Origin of the sequence: Sphingobacterium sp. (assembly GCF_032065005.1) — a bacterium.
Taxonomy (GTDB): Bacteria; Bacteroidota; Bacteroidia; order Sphingobacteriales; family Sphingobacteriaceae; genus Sphingobacterium.
The window spans coordinates 1-20,485 of sequence record NZ_DAMBMM010000004.1 but is presented as its reverse complement, the minus strand read 5'-3'; the positions used below and the strand labels follow the sequence as shown (position 1 = coordinate 20,485).

General features: G+C 42.5%; 14 protein-coding genes. 9 read left to right on the top strand and 5 right to left on the bottom strand.

Annotated features, from left to right (window positions below; translation table 11 throughout):
• Window positions 1-25 precede the first annotated feature (25 nt).
• A complete protein-coding gene (gene recN / locus RT138_RS07545) occupies window positions 26-1,678 on the top strand; it encodes a DNA repair protein RecN (protein ID WP_313190181.1) in 1,653 nt (550 codons plus the stop codon).
• A gap of 40 nt (window positions 1,679-1,718) precedes the next feature.
• Here the strand turns inward: recN and RT138_RS07540 are convergent, their stop codons facing one another.
• From RT138_RS07540 to ettA, 4 genes are all read right to left on the bottom strand, one after another.
• The gene (locus RT138_RS07540; RefSeq protein ID WP_313190180.1) at window positions 1,719-2,126 is read right to left on the bottom strand and encodes a hypothetical protein; all 408 of its coding nucleotides are present in this window, start codon (window positions 2,124-2,126) and stop codon (window positions 1,719-1,721) included.
• A 135-nt stretch (window positions 2,127-2,261) separates the two neighbouring features.
• The gene (locus RT138_RS07535; RefSeq protein ID WP_313190179.1) at window positions 2,262-3,320 is read right to left on the bottom strand and encodes a response regulator; all 1,059 of its coding nucleotides are present in this window, start codon (window positions 3,318-3,320) and stop codon (window positions 2,262-2,264) included.
• A complete protein-coding gene (locus tag RT138_RS07530) occupies window positions 3,320-4,507 on the bottom strand; it encodes a PAS domain-containing sensor histidine kinase (RefSeq protein WP_313190479.1) in 1,188 nt (395 codons plus the stop codon). Before RT138_RS07530 ends, RT138_RS07535 begins: the two co-directional genes overlap by 1 nt.
• 7 nt (window positions 4,508-4,514) lie before the next feature.
• Window positions 4,515-6,197: an energy-dependent translational throttle protein EttA gene (gene ettA, locus RT138_RS07525; RefSeq protein ID WP_313190178.1), complete on the bottom strand. Its 1,683-nt coding sequence runs from the start codon at window positions 6,195-6,197 to the stop codon at window positions 4,515-4,517.
• Window positions 6,198-6,377: 180 nt separating this feature from the next.
• Between ettA and RT138_RS07520 the strand changes: the two genes are divergently transcribed.
• From RT138_RS07520 to RT138_RS07485, 8 genes are all read left to right on the top strand, one after another.
• Window positions 6,378-8,939 carry an ATP-dependent Clp protease ATP-binding subunit gene (locus RT138_RS07520; protein ID WP_185210396.1) on the top strand — a complete coding sequence of 854 codons (2,562 nt, stop codon included), beginning with the start codon at window positions 6,378-6,380 and terminating at the stop codon, window positions 8,937-8,939.
• Between the two features lie 263 nt (window positions 8,940-9,202).
• Window positions 9,203-9,664 (top strand): lactate dehydrogenase, encoded by a 462-nt coding sequence (locus RT138_RS07515; RefSeq protein ID WP_185210395.1) that lies wholly within the window; start codon window positions 9,203-9,205, stop codon window positions 9,662-9,664.
• Window positions 9,624-10,988, top strand: coding sequence for an oxygen-independent coproporphyrinogen III oxidase (gene hemN / locus RT138_RS07510; protein WP_313190177.1), 1,365 nt, complete (start codon window positions 9,624-9,626; stop codon window positions 10,986-10,988). The genes RT138_RS07515 and hemN overlap by 41 nt, the downstream gene beginning before the upstream one ends.
• Window positions 10,989-11,003: 15 nt before the next feature.
• Window positions 11,004-13,400: a heavy metal translocating P-type ATPase gene (locus RT138_RS07505; RefSeq protein ID WP_313190176.1), complete on the top strand. Its 2,397-nt coding sequence runs from the start codon at window positions 11,004-11,006 to the stop codon at window positions 13,398-13,400.
• Between the two features lie 9 nt (window positions 13,401-13,409).
• Window positions 13,410-13,595: a cbb3-type cytochrome oxidase assembly protein CcoS gene (gene ccoS / locus RT138_RS07500; RefSeq protein ID WP_313190175.1), complete on the top strand. Its 186-nt coding sequence runs from the start codon at window positions 13,410-13,412 to the stop codon at window positions 13,593-13,595.
• Window positions 13,596-13,658: 63 nt separating this feature from the next.
• Entirely contained in the window at window positions 13,659-14,024 is a 366-nt protein-coding gene (locus RT138_RS07495) for a hypothetical protein (RefSeq protein ID WP_313190174.1), read from the top strand.
• Window positions 14,025-14,140: 116 nt separating this feature from the next.
• Complete coding sequence (locus tag RT138_RS07490) at window positions 14,141-15,247, top strand: efflux RND transporter periplasmic adaptor subunit (RefSeq protein WP_313190173.1); 1,107 nt, start codon at window positions 14,141-14,143, stop codon at window positions 15,245-15,247.
• Window positions 15,248-15,264: 17 nt separating this feature from the next.
• Window positions 15,265-19,815: an efflux RND transporter permease subunit gene (locus tag RT138_RS07485; protein WP_313190172.1), complete on the top strand. Its 4,551-nt coding sequence runs from the start codon at window positions 15,265-15,267 to the stop codon at window positions 19,813-19,815.
• A 375-nt stretch (window positions 19,816-20,190) separates the two neighbouring features.
• Here the strand turns inward: RT138_RS07485 and RT138_RS07480 are convergent, their stop codons facing one another.
• Window positions 20,191-20,316 carry a hypothetical protein gene (locus tag RT138_RS07480; protein WP_313190171.1) on the bottom strand — a complete coding sequence of 42 codons (126 nt, stop codon included), beginning with the start codon at window positions 20,314-20,316 and terminating at the stop codon, window positions 20,191-20,193.
• Window positions 20,317-20,485 lie beyond the last annotated feature (169 nt).

Below are 20,485 nucleotides of genomic sequence, written 5' to 3'. Positions count from 1 at the left end.
ATGTTGCTAAAGCACAAAGGAGCGAATGTTAAGCAAACTACAGATAAAAAACTATGCATTGATAGATGCATTGGACATTAATTTCGACGACAAACTCAATATCATAACAGGGGAAACCGGAGCTGGTAAGTCCATTATTATGGGAGCTCTAGGTTTAATCTTGGGCAATAGGGCTGAGAGTAAACATTTCTTTGATGAATCAAGAAAATGTATCATCGAAGGTCACTTCTATATCAAAGACTACAATCTTCAAGATCTTTTCAATTCTTTAGACCTGGATTATGAAGATACCAGTCTGATCCGTAGGGAGCTTCATGCCGACGGCAAATCAAGGGCATTTGTCAATGATACGCCAGTAACCTTGCAAACACTTAAGGTATTAGGGGAAAAGTTGATCGATATCCATTCCCAACATGCTACGTTGCAGATTAATACGGAATCCTTCCAGTTACTGGTCTTGGATACCGTAGCACAAAACCAATCTGTTCTCGCTGACTATAAAAAGAGATACCAAGAATATAAACGTACCGTCGCTGAACTCAAGCAATTAGAAGAAGATTTGGCAAAGGCCCAGTCGGAATCGGATTACCAGCAATTTGTTTTCAACGAATTGGAGCAAGCCAATCTTCAAGACCAAGAACAGGAAGGGTTGGAAGCCGAACAGTCCCAATTGGAAAACGCCGAAGAAATAAAACGTCATTTCCATGCGGCAAGTTCAGAACTCCAAGATGGTGAAATCAATGTTTTGGACAGCCTTAAGCAAGCTTTGAGCTCTTTACAGAATGGAGCTCGCTATCTACCTTCCTCAGAATCACTTGTTGATCGCCTGCAAAGCAGTTTGATCGAACTAAAAGATTTGAGTGCTGAAGTGGAGCAGGTTGCAGAGGGCATCAGTATGGACGAGGAACGCTTGAGCATCGTGAATGAAAGACTGTCTGTTTTGTATGACCTGCAGAAGAAACATCGCGTTGCTACTGTAAAGGAGCTTCTGGAGCTAAAGCAGGACCTCGAAAACAAACTTCAGGCAACTGATTCACAGGGTGAGCAAATTGAGGTCCTAAAGCTAAAAATTGAAAAGTTGCATCAGGAAATCTCCAAGTTAGCCGATCAGTTGACAAATAACAGGAATAAGGCAACTAAAATTGTTGAGAAGGAAGTTCAAGAGGTGTTATCTAGAATTGGGATGCCACATGCCCAATTGAATGTTGAACTCAATAAATTATCGGATTTTAAATCAACTGGTCAAGATGAAGTATCCTTTCTTTTCTCGGCCAACAAAGGGCAAGCATTGCAACCTATACACAAGGTAGCCTCAGGCGGTGAACTTTCTAGAGTGATGCTGGCCATTAAATCCTTGGTAGCAAAGACTTCAGCTCTGCCAACCATCATCTTTGATGAAATCGATACAGGTATATCTGGAGAAGTAGCACTCAGGGTAGGGGAATTGATGGAAGAGCTAGCCGAGAACATGCAGGTCATCAGTATTACTCACTTACCGCAAATAGCTTCACAAGGGAATAGCCACTTTAAAGTATATAAAGAGGATAAAGGCAATAAAACGAAATCAAATATTGTGTTGATGAATGAGGAGGAGAGGGTCTTGGAGATTGCACAAATGTTGAGCGGTGCCAATCCGGAAGATACGGCAATACAACATGCCAAAGAAATGTTGAAATAAGGAAAAAGGGGCATGATTTATCATGCCCCTTTTCTATATCTTAGTTACCAACGTCTGCATCAGTCAATACAATCTTAACGCGCATCGCCTTTGGAGGAGTATTACCTGACAAATTTTCTGCGGTTATATAAACCTTTCCTACAGAATAAGAGGCATTATAACCAAAGCCAAATAATTTTTCTGAAGGGATGTTGTGGAATGTTCCAGTTTGGTCTTCAAACTGAATGGCTACACTAACGTGTCCATCTTCATAATAAACATCATCAAGATCTGGTACTGAAATAACAGCTTCAAAAACACCAGTTGAAACCCTATTCCAGTCTCCTGGTGCCAATGGGTGATAATAACTTACTCCTGGTAAATAATTTGTCACATATTCCTTTGTACAAGAGCTAAAGCTTACTAAAGAAGCTGTACCAATTGCTAATGCTAATAAAAGTTTTTTCATGAGTGGTAAAAGTTATTTTGTAAATAATTTCATTCTTCTTTCTTATTCAGACAGATAAATCGTAAGAAAGTTTAAAGAATGAAGCAAAAACATGACCACTTTTTGAATTTTTTCAATTAAGAAAAATGAAAACCCTTATTGTTTGATGTTTTTCAGTCGGTTAACCGAAAATATTTTGATGGCATTCCCTTCCTTAGTCAATAACTTTTCGTCCTTAAAATCAGCCAGCATCCTACTGATGGTCTCATTTGCTGTACCAGCTAAAGCAGCAAGATCATCCCTGGAAATCTTGATGGTGACTTCATCCGATTCATTGTCTGATTTCTCTGCAACATTCACCAAAGCATTGGCCACGCGCTTTCGAACAGAATCGTAGGCAAAACCCAACATCTGTTCTTCTTTTTCACGAATGTTCTGCGATAGGACCTTGATCAGCTTGGAGGCAATTCCTGGCTTTTTGTACAAGAGCTCAAAGAAATTATCCTTATGGATCAAGGCAATTTCCGCGTCTTCCAACGTCGCTGAATTATCACCATACTTATCGTTCAATAGTACAGATTCTAAGCCGAAGAATTGATTTTCTACGTAGATGTTGGTGGAGAGTTCCCTGCCGTCCTTATAGTTTAAGAAGCTGCGGACTTTCCCCTTTTTAATATAATATACATAAACTGGTGTATCACCAGCTTCGTAAATGGTTTGTTTCTTTTTGATATTCTTGATCCTTCCATGGTCAGCAAGATCTTGCAATAGATAAGCCTGTTCCTGTTCGTCAAGCCTCAAGCTATCCATATTTGGAGCAGCCTTAGATTGCAATTGTGCCCTTTTTTTGAAACGACTTTCAATAGCATTGAGCAATTCCATATCATCAAAAGGCTTGGTCAGATAATCATCTGCCCCCATTTCCATGGCTTTGCGCAAGTCTGCTTTTTCAGTTTTGGCAGTAAGGAAAATAAATGGGATCTGTTGTGTGTTTTCATGTTTGCTCAACATATACAAAACCCCATATCCATCCAGTTCAGGCATCATGATATCACAAAGAATGAGATCTGGCTTATGTTTAATGGCCATATCTACTCCAGTTTTACCTTCTTCAGCTACCAATACGGAATACTCTCCGGTTAATTCCAATATTTCCGCTGTGCTTTCGCGAATGTCACTATTGTCTTCTATTATTAATATTTTCCTCTTTTCCATTATTCTTGGATAAAAAACATCTTAAAAATTGCTCCTTGATTTACTTCCGACCAATATTCCAAACGTCCTCCCATCAATTCAACATATCGTTTCACAATATTCAAACCCAATCCAGTTCCTGGAATGCTGCCCGTGTTATTGGCACGGAAGAAAGGTTCAAATAGACTCTTTTGTTCTTCCAGCGGAATACCGATCCCATTATCTTTCACCGTGACCAAAAGCTGGTTTCTGCCAATCTGGGTGTTGAACTCAATAAAAGTGTCTTCACCTGAATATTTAATGGCATTTGAAACCAAGTTGATGATACTGTTCTTCAAAAGATTGGGGTCAATGACAAAGTCAGATTCCTCACCGGTATGCTGATATAAAATATGTTGGTTTTTCTTACAGATCAACTGCATCTCCTCGGCAATCTCCTCACCGAGGTGTACAATGTTGGTATGCGATTTATTTACGATGACAACTCCTGCCTCTAGTTTTTCAAGGTTCAGGAAGTCATTTAATATCGTGTTCAATAGCTGAACAGAACCTTTGATTCGGTTTGTATGCTTCTCAATTGGGCCATATTCCTGCTTCTCTACATAGCGATCGATCAGCGATGCTGAAAGTTGGACAGAACTCAGGGGAGTCCTGAATTCATGCGAAGCCATGGAGACAAACCTGGATTTCAACTGACTCAATTCCTTTTCCTTTTCCAAAGAGACACTGACATCAGCTTTTGCTCTTTCAAGCTCTGAAACCAGTTTGATCAGGTCCTTTGTCCTTTCCCTCACTTTTAGCTCCAGCTCTTGGGTATGTTTCTTCAACTCATTTTGAGCCTGTTTCTCCTTGGTCAGATCGTGGATAAAGCCCGTAAAAATTTTACGGTCTTTATAGAACACTTCGCTGACAGCTAGGCGAAAAGGGAAGGTGGAACCATCTTTTTTCAGACCTCTTACTTCGCGCCCAATTCCGATAATTCGTTTTTTGCCAGTTTCTTCATAATTGGCAATGTAACGGTCATGGTTAGAACGGTCAGGTTCAGGCATCAATACCGAAATATTTCTGCCCACGACCTCCTCAGCTCTATACCCAAACAGCTCCAGGGCCGCAGGGTTGATGCTCTCTACAATTCCGTGATTATCGATCGTAATGATGCCATCAATGGCATTTTCGATGATCGCCTCTAATAGCCTAGCTGATTCCAACACGTTTTTATTTTACTAATTTTTTGTATTTGATTCGTTTCGGACCAATATCGCCTAAACGTTTCTTACGGTTCTCCTCGTATTCTGTATAGTTACCTTCAAAGAAATAAACCTGCGAATCTCCTTCAAATGCTAAGATATGGGTACAGATCCTGTTCAGGAACCAACGGTCGTGCGAGATAATTACGGCACATCCTCCAAAGTTCTCAAGACCTTCTTCCAATGCACGTAAGGTATTTACGTCGATATCGTTAGTAGGCTCATCCAGTAACAATACGTTAGAACCTTTTTTCAAGGTAATGGCTAAATGTACTCGATTTCGCTCCCCACCTGATAAAACACCAACTTTCTTCTGCTGGTCAGCACCGTTGAAATTGAATTTGGATACATAAGCCCTAGAGTTCATCGACTTGTTACCCAACATAATGTTTTCATTTCCACCGGTGATATTTTCCCACACGGTTTTATTAGGGTCTAGGTCATCGTGCATCTGGTCAACATATCCCAACGAAACGGTTTCACCGACCTTAAATGTACCGGTATCAGGTTGTTCTTGACCAGTGATCAAACGGAATAAAGTAGTCTTACCCGCACCGTTTGGGCCAATGATACCCACGATCCCTGCCGGAGGTAATGAAAAGCTTAAGTCTTCGAATAAAATCCTATCCCCGTAAGACTTGCTAATCTTGTCGGCTTCAATGACCACATTACCCAAACGAGGTCCTGGTGGAATGAATAGCTCTAGTTTTTCTTCTCGTTCTTTCGTTTCCTCAGACGCTAATTTCTCATAATTATGCAAACGGGCCTTTGATTTCGCATGTCTCGCTTTCGGAGCCATTCTTACCCATTCCAACTCACGCTCTAATGTTTTCTGACGCTTGCTTTCGGTTTTCTCCTCTTGGGCTAAACGTTTAGCCTTTTGATCCAACCAAGAAGAATAGTTTCCTTTCCATGGAATACCTTCCCCGCGGTCAAGTTCCAAGATCCAACCCGCTACGTTATCCAAGAAATAACGGTCGTGCGTTACGGCGATAACCGTGCCTTTATATTGTTGCAAGTGTTGCTCCAACCAATCGATGGACTCAGCATCCAAGTGGTTGGTTGGCTCATCTAATAATAAAACGTCAGGTTCTTGTAATAATAGTCTGCACATGGCCACCCTTCTTCGCTCTCCTCCTGACAAATTGGCAATTAAAGCGTCAGGCTCTGGACAACGCAAGGCATCCATGGCGCGCTCCAATTTGCTGTCCAATTCCCATGCATTTGTGGCGTCTATAATATCTTGTAACTCACCTTGTCTAGCCAAAAGTTTATCCATCTCATCAGGATTCTCATAAACTTCCGGAAGACCGAATTTCTCATTGATTTCCTCGTATTCTTTTAAGATCGAAGCAGTCTCGGCAACTCCTTCTTCTACAATCTCTTTAACGGTCTTTGTAGGGTCCAATTCAGGCTCCTGAGCCAAATAACCCACAGAATAACCTGGTGAGAATACCACCTCACCTTGGTAGGATTTGTCCAGTCCCGCAATGATCTTCAATAAGGAAGATTTACCGGAACCATTTAAACCAATTACACCGATTTTCGCTCCATAGAAGAAAGAAAGGTAAATGTTCTTAAGTACTTGTTTGGATGGGGGATAAATTTTGTTTACCCCAGCCATTGAGAAGATAATTTTTTCGTCAGACATAGGTGCTTTGAAATTTTCTTTTATGTTTTTACACAAAGATAATGTAATTACTGACAAATTGATAGTTTTCGCTTGGTGGCGCAATTGTTGATAAAAAATATTTATAACAAATGGGTGTGATTTGTATTTTTAGTACATTTATACTGTTGATCACCCGAATTTAATTGAGAAAGGAATTTAATGGAAGCAAAATTTTCACCCCGAGTTAAAGATGTTATATCATATAGTCGTGAGGAGGCTCTTCGCTTACGTCACGATTATATCGGTACCGAACATCTATTGCTAGGATTAATACGTGAGGGCGATGGAGTGGCAATTAAGATATTGAAGAATATCGGAGTTGACATGGGCGCAGTCCGCCAATCAGTGGAGGATGCTGTGAAAGGTTCTTCCGTTTCACGCTCTCCAATTAGTAATATGCCGCTAACTAAACAAGCCGAAAAGGTCTTGAAGATTACTTATTTGGAAGCTAAAATTTTTAAGAGTGATATCATCGGGACTGAACATCTCCTGTTAGCTATATTACGTGATGAAGAAAACATCGCATCACAGATCTTACAGCAATTCAATGTTTCATATAACGTATTCAAAACCGAAGTCGAACAGAATGCCACCGGCATCACTGATGAAGCTTCCAGTACGCCTCCTGGAGGCGACGAAGAATACGCTGATGAAGATTCACAGTTCTCTTCACCTAAAAAAGTATCTGATATCAAGTCTAAAACCCCTGTTCTAGACAACTTCGGACGCGACCTGACGAAAGCCGCAGAAGAAGGTAAATTGGATCCTATCGTAGGCCGTGAGAAAGAAATTGAAAGGGTTTCGCAGATTCTTTCCCGTAGAAAGAAAAACAACCCTATCCTGATCGGTGAACCTGGTGTCGGTAAATCAGCTATCGCTGAAGGCCTAGCACTGCGTATCATCCAAAGGAAAGTATCTAGAGTACTCTTCAACAAACGTGTAGTGACCTTAGACTTAGCATCGCTAGTAGCAGGTACCAAATACAGAGGTCAGTTTGAAGAACGTATGAAAGCGGTCATGAATGAGTTGGAAAAATCGCCTGATGTAATCTTGTTTATCGACGAGATCCATACCATTGTTGGTGCAGGTGGTGCTTCTGGTTCTTTGGACGCCTCAAATATGTTCAAACCTGCCTTGGCACGTGGAGAGATCCAATGTATCGGTGCTACTACACTGGATGAATACCGCCAGTATATTGAGAAAGATGGAGCTTTGGACCGTCGTTTCCAAAAAGTGACCGTTGAACCTACTTCTATCGACGATACGATCGAAATCTTGAACCGTATCAAAGATAAATATGAGGAACACCACAATGTTACTTATACTCCTGAAGCTATTGACGCCTGTGTGTCCTTGACCACAAGATATATCACGGATAGATTCTTGCCAGATAAAGCTATTGATGCTTTAGACGAGTCGGGATCACGCGTTCACTTGAACAATATCCATGTTCCTCAATCCATCATCGATATCGAAGAGAAAATCGAGGAAGTTAAAGTGGAGAAAAACAAGGTTGTCCGCAGTCAGAAATATGAAGAAGCAGCCAAACTTCGTGATACTGAAAAGAAATTGATCGAAGAATTAGAGAAAGAAAAAGCAGCTTGGGAAGCAGAAACCAAAACAAAACGCTATACAGTTACGGAAGATAATGTAGCTGAAGTGGTGTCGATGATGACTGGTATCCCAGTGCAACGTGTTAGCCAATCGGATAGCCAAAAACTATTGAACATGGGTGAATCCATGAAAGGTAGGATCATTGGTCAAGACGATGCCGTACAGAAATTGGTGAAAGCCATCCAACGTACTCGTGCAGGATTGAAAGATCCTAAGAAACCTATCGGTTCCTTTATCTTCTTAGGTCCTACAGGTGTTGGTAAAACTGAATTGGCAAAAGAGTTAGCTCGATTCATGTTTGATTCTGAAGATGCTTTGATCCAGATCGATATGAGTGAGTACATGGAGAAATTCGCCGTGTCTCGCTTAGTCGGAGCGCCTCCGGGATACGTAGGTTATGAAGAAGGTGGTCAGTTGACAGAGAAGGTTCGCCGTAAGCCATATGCTGTTGTGTTATTGGATGAGATTGAAAAAGCTCACCCTGATGTATTCAACTTGTTGTTACAGGTATTGGATGAGGGTCAGTTGACAGATAGCCTTGGTCGTAAGGTAGACTTTAGAAATACCATCATCATTATGACTTCAAACATCGGTGCACGTCAATTGAAAGAGTTTGGTCAAGGGGTAGGATTTACTACAGCTGCCAAAGAAAATCAAGCGGACTCGCATTCAAGAGGGGTAATCGAAACTGCATTAAAACGTGCATTCGCACCTGAGTTCTTGAACCGTATCGATGATGTGATCGTGTTTAATTCATTGACAAAAGACCATATCTTCAAAATCATTGATATTGAACTGAGATCTCTATTTGCTCGTATCGAAGGTTTAGGTCATAAAATTAACTTGACTGAAGCTGCCAAAAACTACATTGCTGAAAAAGGATATGACAGCAACTTTGGCGCTAGACCATTGAAGCGCGCAATCCAAAAGTATCTGGAAGATCCAATCGCCGAAGAGATCCTGAAAGGTGAACTTAAAACCGGTGAGACTATCTTGGTAGATTATGATGATGAAAAGAAAGATATCGTAGTTTCTTCTGCAAAGAATGAAAAGGACGATGACTCTTCTCTTGCTTCTGATGTCAAAAACAACAAGAAAAAAGATTAATAGAAAATATATCTAATATAGCGGCCTGAAATTACTTTCAGGCCGCTTTTTTTATGTAAATATTCCTTGATTTGACTCCGTTTTACATCCATATTTTGAAATTAGAAGTCAAAATTCCCAGTTCATATCCCTTCGTTATGCCGAAATCCTTCTGGTGAATTCCTGTGCAAACATGATTTATATCACTTTCTGTCATGATGCAGTGCATTCGTTTCTGCGGGCCTAAACGCTAATTTTGGAACAATAACTACTTTACTTAAGGGATGAGAGTGATTGCATATAACATTTTGGGACCTGAGAAGGAGCACCTCGCCAAGGCAAATGGTAAGGTACATGATTTGACTTTGATATCAAACGAGTTGAATTTTAGTACCATGCACTATGCCATAGGCAAAGAGGCTGTCATCATCTCCGATCGTGATGTGTTGGATAGAGTAATGTTATTTGAACTCTATAAAATTGGTATTAGAAATATTATCACCCGTTCAAGATCCACTGACCATATTGACCTAGATTATGCCGGAGAATTGAAAATACACGTTGCAAACGTTCCATTCGATAACTCCCTTGAAGGAATTGCCAAGCAGACCATCATGAACCTTACCCAATGGATGGTAGGAGGTTGTACGGGAGAGGCTTGTCAATGTAGAATGGAATGCAATAAAAAGGTTAAATATAGACGATATGGAAACGGAGATTCTAAACAAACTGATCAACAAATATAACGTAGCGGCACCTCGCTATACCAGTTATCCAACAGTACCTTTCTGGGAAAACGAACGTTTTAATGAAGCCGATTGGCGCCAAAGAGTGGCTTTGAACTTTAACAAGTCCAAAGATCAGGGAATCAGCATTTATGTGCACCTGCCATTCTGCGAAAGCCTTTGTACCTACTGTGGTTGTAATACCCGTATTACCAAAAACCACCAAGTCGAAGATCCTTATATTACCTCCCTTCTCAAAGAATGGCAGATGTACAAAGATATCTTGAAGGAAGATAGCCTTAAGATCGCAGAAATTCACCTAGGTGGAGGAACTCCGACCTTCTTTACAGCTGAAAACCTGCACCGCTTGATCGCAGGTCTCTTGGAAGGGAACGAAAAAACGCAAGATGCCTCTTTCTCATTCGAGGCACATCCTGCAAATACTACATACGATCACTTAAAGACCCTTTTCGATTTGGGATTTAAGAGATTGAGCTTGGGAATCCAAGATTTCGATGAAAAAGTCCAATTTATTATCAATAGACATCAAACGGTTGAAGATGTAGACCGTGTCATGAAAGATGCTAGAGGTCTTGGTTACGAATCCATCAACTTTGATTTGATTTATGGCTTGCCTTTACAGACTGCAGAATCCGTGCGCATGACCATCGAACATTCCATGAAACTAAATCCTGACCGGATTTCCTTCTATAGCTATGCCCATGTGCCTTGGATCAAACCTGGCCAACGCCGATTTACTGAGCATGACCTTCCCGTGGGAGAAGAAAAATTGAATCTATATAAACTGGGAAAACAGATGATCCAGGAAAGTGGTTATAAAGATGTTGGTATGGACCACTTCGCCAAAACGGATGACGCCCTTTATATCGCTTCCCTAGATGGAACCCTGCACCGTAACTTCATGGGATATGCAGATCGCTATACGCCATTGTTGATCGGTTTAGGTGTTTCCTCCATCAGTGATGCCTGGACAGCATTCGCCCAAAATGTCAAAACCGTTGAGGAATACCATAAACTCATAGGCGAAGGCACTTTGCCGGTCGTGAAAGGACATATCCTAAATGATGAAGATCTGATCATCAGAGAATATATCCTGGATATGATGTGCCGTGGGAAAGTTCATCTTAAAGAAGGTTTTGCCCTAAATGAAAAAATCATCGAACGCCTGCAACCTTTGATCGCTGATGAATTGGTGAGTGTGGATCAGGATACCGTTCAGATCAGTGAACTAGGGAAATCATTCCTCCGCAATGTCTGCATGGCATTTGATGAACGCCTGCAAAAGACAAAAGAAAGAGACAATTTATTCAGTCAAGCTATTTAACCTTATATTTATATTATGTCAACAAAAGGGGAACTGCAATTAAATACAATTTGCTATCACTGTGGTGATCCGGTGGAGGATTCTGCCTATATACTAGAAGACCATCGCTTTTGTTGCCTAGGCTGCCAAACTGTTTATCAGATCTTGAATGATAACAACATGGCTTCCTATTATAAGTACAATACCCATCCAGGGAAATCCCAAAAAGCACAGAAGGAGGACCTTTCCTATCTGGATGAACCCAATATCATTGCCAAACTGGTAGACTATCAGGATAATGAACAGGCCATCATTACGTTTTATGTGCCTGCTATCCATTGTAGCTCCTGTATCTGGCTGCTTGAACATCTATATAAATTGAATCCAGGCGTGAAGACCTCTCAGGTGGACTTCATGAAAAAACAAGCTAGCATCACCTTCAAAAAGGACGAGATTTCCTTGCGTGAACTGGTCGATCTATTGCACAAGATCGGATACGACCCAAAGATCACCCTGCAGGATGTCGTGAAAGAAGGAAAGAAAATAAACCAAAGTGGACTTATTGCGAAGATTACCGTGGCAGGTTTCTGTTTCGGTAACTCCATGATGATCTCCTTTCCGGAATACTTCGGTATGGGCGAGTTTGAAAGACAGTATTCCAATTTCTTCAACTACATGAACTTGGCATTCGGTCTTCCAGTCCTATTATATAGTGCCTCCGATTATTTCAAATCAGCTTGGTTGAGCCTCAAGCAAAAACGCCTGAACCTTGATGTGCCACTGGCGCTCGGGATCTTTGTGCTCTTCTTCCGTTCGGCTTTTGAGATCATTTCCCAGACAGGTCCTGGATTTATGGATACCTTGTGCAGTTTGGTATTCTTTATCCTGATCGGAAAATATGTACAACAGAGAACCTATTACCATATTTCCTTTGAACGCGATTACCGTTCATACTTTCCTGTTGCGGTAACCGTATTGGATGAAGAAACCGCAAAACCTACGCAGATCGCTGACCTGCAAGTTGGCGACAGGATCTTGGTCCGCAATAATGAAATCATTCCTGCTGATGCCATTTTGCTGAACGGCAATGCATCCGTGGACTTCAGCTTCGTGACAGGGGAGAGTAAACCTGTTGAAAAGGTATTGGGAGAAGTGGTTTATGCTGGAGGTAGACAAATGGGAGAGGCTATCGAATTGGAAGTGGTCAAAGCGGTGTCCCAAAGTTATTTGACCAAACTTTGGAACAATGATAGCTTAAAACAGTATGAGAAGAAATTTGAAACCTTTGTAGGTTTTATCAGTAAATATTTCACCATTGGACTTCTCACGATTGCCATTGCAGCCTGTGTGTTTTGGATTGTTGGTGGAAATGCAGATAAAGCTTGGGGTGCTTTTACGGCCGTTCTGATCATCGCCTGTCCTTGTGCATTGGCCTTAAGCTCGCCATTTACGCTTTCAGCTGCATTGAGCATCTTTGATAAAAACAAATTGTACATCAAGAATACGGCCGCCATTGAACAGATGGCAGCAATTGAGACCGTCGTGTTTGATAAAACTGGAACCATTTCTTCGCCTACTGCATCCAGCATGTATTTCGAAGGAACCCTGAATCCAATGGAACGCAATCTCTTGGCTTCCCTATGTCGTAATTCTAACCATCCATTAAGTAGAGAGATTATCAAATGGTTGGGCGATGTTCAGATGTTGAATATAGAAGAGTACGAAGAGGTAGTCGGAAGAGGGCAATCAGGAAAATATCAAGATTACAGTATACAGATCGGTAGTGCCAGTTATGTGAATACCGCCAAAGTCGATTTAGAAGGGTCGGTTGTCTATGTCAAGATCAATGATACCCTGAAAGGGTATTTCACCCTAGAGCAATCTTGGCGTAATGGACTGTCCGAAGTCATCAATGAATTAAAGGCGGAGCATTATGACCTGCATTTAATTTCTGGTGACAACGAACGTAGGGCTGACGCATTGCGCATGATATTTCCTTCCAATGCTAAACTTCTCTTCAACCAAACTCCGGCCGCCAAATTGGAAAAAATTTCCGAATGGCAACAGCAAGGGAAAAAAGTCTGCATGTTGGGCGATGGATTGAATGATGCCGGAGCATTGAGGAAAGCGGACCTGGGTATTGCCGTTTCGGACGATATCAATAATTTCTCGCCAGGCTGCGATGCCATCTTGGATGGTGAGGCATTCCATAAACTGCCGAAATTCTTTGATTTCAGTAAAGACGCCGTCAAGGTCATCAAGATGTCATTTATCATTTCCTTATTATATAATGTAATCGGTATTAGTTTTGCCGTTCAGGGAACCATGTCGCCCTTATTCGCTGCGATCTTAATGCCTATCAGTACCGTTACTATTATTTCATTCACCAGTTTGATGACTAGGGGATATGCAAAACGCAGAAAATTAATTTAACTTTGTACTATGAACATCATATTTTTCTTAATCGGTTGTAGTGTATTGATTGCACTGTTCTTTTTGGGAGCTTTCTTTTGGGCCAGCAAAAACGGACAGCATGAGGATACTTATACTCCATCCGTAAGAATCTTGTTTGACGATGAACCCAACAACCCGGAAACAGAACCGGAAAAAGCTGCTCCAAAAAAATAAAATCACAGTTTTTTTACATTACTAATACCTTTTTGCTTAACGCCTTGCTTATCTTTGTGGCGTATGTTTCGACTATTGCATTTCTTGGCGCTATTCGGTTACCTCAATGTTCTATGCTTGGAGGTAAAGTCTATCGACCTTTTTGGTTCCACCAATGTGGTAGCCAACGAAACCTTAGTTGAAGTCGTATTGGAAGAGGTGCTCAACCTGACACATCCTGTGAATTCCGAGGCCCTTCCTGAAATCATCTTCGATGATTACCGTATTCTTTCCCTGTTCCTAGGATTAATTCCTCTCGTATTCATCTTTAACTGGTTAATTTCCAGACTTTACAGGGTCAAATCAACCTTAAAACATCCGTTCTATCTGTCCAAGACACTATGCCTCCCTGGCTATTACCAGTTCTTGTATAGATACCGTCCTTTCTAATTTCCATTTTTTATATGCTTTCCATTTTGAAAGTATAGGGATTGTTATGCCATCTGCATAGCAACCAACATCTATTGTATTCTATTTTATTTTAATACCCATATTTTATTATTGCTATGAAAAAACAACGCATGCTACTATCCGTAGTAGGTTGCGCATTATTAGTTGCATCTTGTACTGCTAACAGTAACGAAAAGACAACTGCTAATGCACCTAAAGTCGTTCCCGTATCTAATTTAGTTCAACTGGATACTGTTGTGTACAAAGAGTACATCGCAGACATCCAATCCCAACGTAATGTGGAATTACGCTCCCGTTTGGTAGGATTCCTTGATAGGATCTTTGTTGATGAGGGAGCATTCGTGAAAAAAGGACAGGTCCTGTTCTCTTTGGTAGCGGATGAATACAAAGCTGACTTGGCACAAGCTCAGGCAGCAGTCAGCAGTGCGGAAGCTGAAGTGAAAAAAGTAGAGCTGGAAATGGAAAGGACCCAGAAACTGGTTCAGAAAAACATCGTCAGCTCAACCGAATATGATCTATTGAAAGTTCAATTACGTGCTGCCAATGCTAAAGTTGGGGAAGCAGAAGCCGTTTTGAACCAAGCAAGGACGAAATTGTCCAATACGCAGATCCGTGCACCTTTTGATGGCCGTATCGATAGGATCCAATTGAAAGAGGGTTCTTTGTTGGAAGAAGGATCACTATTGACCACTATCTCTGATATGGCTAATATGAACGTGTACTTTGATATCTCTGAACAGGAATACCTAGGGATCGCATCTGACTCTACCTTTAATAGAAATAATTTCAAGAAAGAAGTTCAGTTGATCTTGGCCAATGGTGCTACCTATCCGAATACAGGAACTGCTGAAATCGTAGAAAGTGAATTCGAGGCCAGTACTGGATCTATTTCCCTGCGTGCGAAATTCAAAAATCCAGATGGACTATTGAAACATGGTGCTACCGGTAGGATAGGTGTACCCGTACAGACTGGTGACCTACTTTTGGTGCATCAGAAATCTGTTTTCGAAATCCAGGACAAAGCATATGTATATACCCTAAAAGGGGATACCGTTAAGATGACCCCTTTCCAAAACGGACGTCGTGTTGGACATTACTATGTCGTAGAAAATGGTTTGCCAGCTGATGCTAAAGTAGTGTATGAAGGCGTACAATCGCTACGTGATGGAATGGTAATTCAACCAAAAATGGTTAAAAACTAAGAAGGGAGCGAGATTTAATGTTTGAAAAATTTATTAAGAGGCCAGTGCTATCGCTGGTCATCTCGATCTTTATTACCCTTTTGGGTCTATTGGCATTGTTTACCTTGCCCATTACCCAATTCCCTGATATCGTTCCGCCATCAGTAGTTGTAACGGCTAACTATACCGGTGCAAATGCCGAAGTAAGTACCAATGCGGTAGCCATTCCGCTGGAAAAGGCAATCAATGGGGTGGCAGGGATGACCTATATGTCTTCGGTATCCACAAACAATGGTAATACCTTGATCCAAGTCTTCTTTGAAGTAGGTACTGACCCAGATATCGCTGCCGTAAACGTCCAGAACAGGGTGACCACCGTGCTCGATGAATTACCTGAGGAGGTAATCAAGGCCGGGGTGACCACCGAAAAGGAAGTGAACAGTATGCTGATGTACCTGAACCTGTATACTGATGATGAGACTGCTGACGAACGTTTTATCTATAACTTTACGGATATCAATATCCTGAAGGAATTGAAACGTATCGAAGGTGTGGGCTTCGCCCAGATCATGGGTATGAAGGATTACGCCATGCGTATTTGGGTAAAACCCGATCGTCTTTCCGCATATTCCATTTCAACAGAAGAATTAGTTGCGGCATTACGCAGGCAGAATATTGAAGCTGCTCCGGGTCAGACCGGTATCAGTTCGGATAAAACCGTCAATATGCAGCAATACGTATTGCGCTATCCCGGTAAGTTCACCGAAATCAGCGAATATGAAAATATCCCGATCCGTGCCAACGTAGATGGTTCGATTATCCGTATCAAGGATATCGCCGATGTGGAATTTGGTTCCCTGGATTATGAAATGGTATCCAAAACAGATGGTAGGCCTTCTGCATCCATTATGATCAAGCAGTTGCCAGGTTCGAATGCTCAAGAGGTTATCCAACGGGTAAAGGATCGTATGGCGGAATTAAAAGATGCCACTTTCCCGCCGGGAATGACCTATACCATGGGCTATGATGTATCTCGTTTCTTGAATGCCTCGATTTCCAGTGTATTGATCACCTTAGTGGAGGCCTTTATACTCGTTTTCTTGGTGGTGTTTATTTTCCTTCAAGATTTCCGGGCTACCATTATCCCAATCTTGGCCGTTCCTGTATGTTTGATCGGGTCCTTGTTCTTTATGCAGATGATGGGATTCTCCATCAACCTATTGACCTTGTTCGCACTCGTGCTCGCCATTGGTATTGTCGTCGACAACGGTATTGTCGTCGTCGAGGCCGTCTATGCCAAGATGGAGGAGGAACACCTTTCTCCAATGGAAGCAACATTGGCGGCAATGGACGAAGTGGGTTCAGCGGTTATCGCTATTACTTTGGTAATGTCAGCGGTATTCGTTCCCGTCGCCTTCCTGTCCGGTCCTGTCGGGATCTTCTATAGGCAGTTCTCCCTGACCTTGGCAGCAGCGATTGTCATCTCAGGTATCAATGCTTTGACACTTACTCCGGCACTCTGTGCCATTATCCTGCGTTCCCCGCATGATAAAAAACCAAGCAATAACTGGTTGGATCGTTTCTTTAAAGGATTCAATAATGTATATAACAGAATTTCCGGAGGGTACAAAGGGTTGCTTTCCAAGATTGCAGGTCGTCGCATAATCACTTTATTAGGGTTAGTTATTATGTTCATCGCAACTTGGGGTTCCGCAGCAATCCTCCCTTCCGGATTTATTCCTACCGAAGATCAAGGTATGATCTATGTGGCAGTAACTACGCCACCAGGAGCAACGGTTGACCGTACCGAAGCGGTACTCAATGAAGTCGATAAGATCTCTAGAGAATTGGAAATGGTGGAAACGGTTTCCATCCTCGCTGGATATAGTATCGTTACTGAAGTTTCCGGTGCTTCCTATGGTATGGGTATGATCAACCTGAAGGCCTGGGATGAAAGAAATGAATCGGTAGATGATGTAATGAAGATCCTTCGTGAGAAAACTGCCCATATCGCCGATGCAGAAATCGAATTCTTCCCGCCACCAACCGTTCCAGGTTTCGGTAACTCCTCGGGTTTCGAACTGAGGTTATTGGATAGGTCCGGTAATGAAGACCTGAATCAGACCAACGAAGTCGTAAATGAGTTCATCAGTAAATTGGAGCAAGATGAGGTGATCGAAAGTGCTTCAACGACCTTTGATGTGAACTTCCCACAATATATGCTGAAGATTGATTATGATCAGGCTGCCAAAAAGGGAATATCGGTAGAAAATTCAATGAACACCTTGCAAACATTGTTAGGTAGTTTATATGCGACCAACTTTATCCGCTATGGACAGATGTATAAGGTAATGGTACAATCCGATGCCTTTGCTAGACAACGTCCAGAGGATGTATTGAACCTATATGTAAAGACCGAAGAAGGTGAAATGGTTCCTTACTCATCCTTTATGACAATGGAAAGGGTTTATGGTCCGGAGCAGATTACACGTTATAATATGTTTACCTCAGCCATGATCACCGGTCAGGCAGCACCGGGCTTCAGTTCCGGTCAAGCTATCGAAGCCGTAGAACGCATTTCTGCAGAACTTCCGCAGGGTTATGCCATCGAATGGTCAGGGATGACGCGTGAGCAGAAAATTTCAGGTAACCAAGCGGCTTACATCTTCTTATTATGTTTGGTGTTTGTGTACCTATTGTTGGCGGCTCAATATGAAAGCTTCTTGTTGCCTATGCCTGTATTGTTATGTCTTCCTGCCGGATTGTTCGGAGCCTTCCTGTTCCTTAAGGTTTTTGGTCTGGAAAACAATATCTATGCACAGGTGTCACTGGTCATGTTGATCGGTCTATTGGGTAAGAATGCGATCCTGATCGTGGAATATGCCAACCTGAAACGGAAGCAAGGTATGGATGTACTGACGGCTTCCATTGAAGGTGCGGTTGCGCGTTTACGCCCAATCTTAATGACATCCTTTGCATTTGCTGCAGGTTTGATCCCGTTGATGCTGGCCAATGGGGCCGGTGCAATCGGTAACAGAACCATTGGTTCTGCTGCAGTAGGAGGTATGGTTATCGGTACCATTATCGGGGTAATCGTTATTCCTGGTTTGGTCGTTCTTTTCTCAAAACGTGAAAAGAAAAAGAAACTCAAGCAAGCTGCGGTTACTGTAGCGGTACTGTTGTTCATTACCTCTTGTTCGGTACCCAAAGCAACTGTACAGAAAGATATTTCTCCGACCTTGACCGGACAGGCCGATCAGGTCATGAAAGATTCCAGTTCTGTAGGGAGCTTAGCTTGGCGCGATGTATTTACCGATGCCCAATTGATCTCCTTGATTGATTCGGCATTGATAAATAACCTGGATGTCCGTCAGGCTATCCACAGGATCGAAATGGCACAAGCTAATTTCAAGTTCCGCAAATCTGCGCTGTATCCTAGTTTGGATGCTGCGGTGGAGGGGGGCTTGAGAAAGTATGGCCATTATACGGAATCGGGAATCGGAAACTATGATTCCAATTTTTCGGATAACCTCAACGATGATGAGAAAATCCCGGAACCTTTCATCCCTGATTATTTTGTGGGTGTCCGTTCTTCTTGGGAATTGGATCTATGGGGGAAACTGAGAAATAGGAGAGAGGCCGCTTTCTTGAACCTCATGTCCGAAAGTGAATTGAAACGCCTGATCGAAACGGAATTGATTTCGTCCATCGCCTCTGCATATTATGAATTGATGAGCTTGGACGAAAAGATTCAGGTCTATGAAGAGAACATTAAGCTCCATGAACGTGCGCTGGAGATTATCGAGGCACAGAAGGAGGCAGGCCGTGCCGATGAGTTGGCCGTGCAGCAGTTCAAATCACTCTTATCTCAATCTAAAGCTAATCGTGCGCATGCAGCCCAGGAAATCCTTGCCTATGAACATCAGATCAATTCCCTTTTGGGAAGGGTCTACCAGCCTATCGCTAGGAATAGCAATGGAATTGGCAGCAATCTCCTGTTCCAAGACCTGACCGTGGGTAATCTGGACGAGCTATTGAACAATCGTCTCGATATCCGCAAAGCGGGCATGGATCTTCAGGCAGGATTCCATGAAATGGAATCTACCCGTTTGGCATTCTTGCCCACCGTGGCGATCTCTCCGTATTTGGGATTGCAGTCTTTCAGCTTTGACAAGCTTTTCAGTTTGGACAAATCTGTAACCTACGGTCTTTTTGGTGGAATTACCATGCCGATCTTCAGACAGCGCGAATTGAGGTCAGAATATGAAAAAATGAAGGCTTCCTATGGGATCAGCTTTTTGGAATATGAAAAAACCGTCCTGAATGCAGTCAATGAAGTATCCCTGGCCTTGAATACTCAAGATGCCATTGTTACTCGTGCGACGCATGTGAAGGACCAGGTAGCTGCGTTGGAATCGTCCATCGGAGCTGCGGAAGAACTGTTTATAGCAGGCCGGGTTACCTACCTGGATATCATCACTGCACAAAAAGGCTTGATCGAAGCACAAGTTGCCGATGTGGAAATCAACAAAGAGAAGATGCTGAATCAGGTCGTTCTCTATAAAGCCTTAGGTGGTGGATGGCAATAAATGGGTAAAGTAAAATAGATGGTGTGGGTGGACTTCGGTCCACCCATTTTTTTTTGGATTGATTTTGAGGTGTTTTTTTGTGGCTCTCCTTCGGGACTCGTTCGGGGCATGTTCGGGAATGGTCCGGAAAAAGGAGGGAAACGGGCCGGAGCGTACCCGAGGACGCATAGGGGGTTTGGTCGCTTGCGTTGCGAATTTTCGGAATGTGGGTCGAATGAGGTTAAGCGGAAAGGGAGGATTTTTGAACCAGGATTAAAGGGATTGGAGGATGGGCCAAGATCTGGGTTTTGAACCAGGATGGAACGGATTGGAGGATATTTCAGGATCACGGCGCATCAGGTCCGTCCCTTCCGGTCCTGGCCCATCCTCTCATCCTCACCATCCTGGTTCCTTTTCATGATCTTGGTCCATCCTCTCATCCTTTCCATCCTGGTTCTTTCCATGTTCTTGGTCTATCCTCCCATCTTCACCATCCTGGTTCATTTCATGATCTTGGTCCATCCTCCCATCCCCTCCATCCTGGTTCAGACCATGTCGCCATCCGCCGACATGCCGCCCTTCCGGTCCGGGAACCCTCCCTGTTGCCCACTTTTGGCGGTATTTTCCCGTCCCTTGGAAAAATTATCTGGCAATGCTACAGCGAGTTAGGTGTGCGCGGTAAAAATACTTT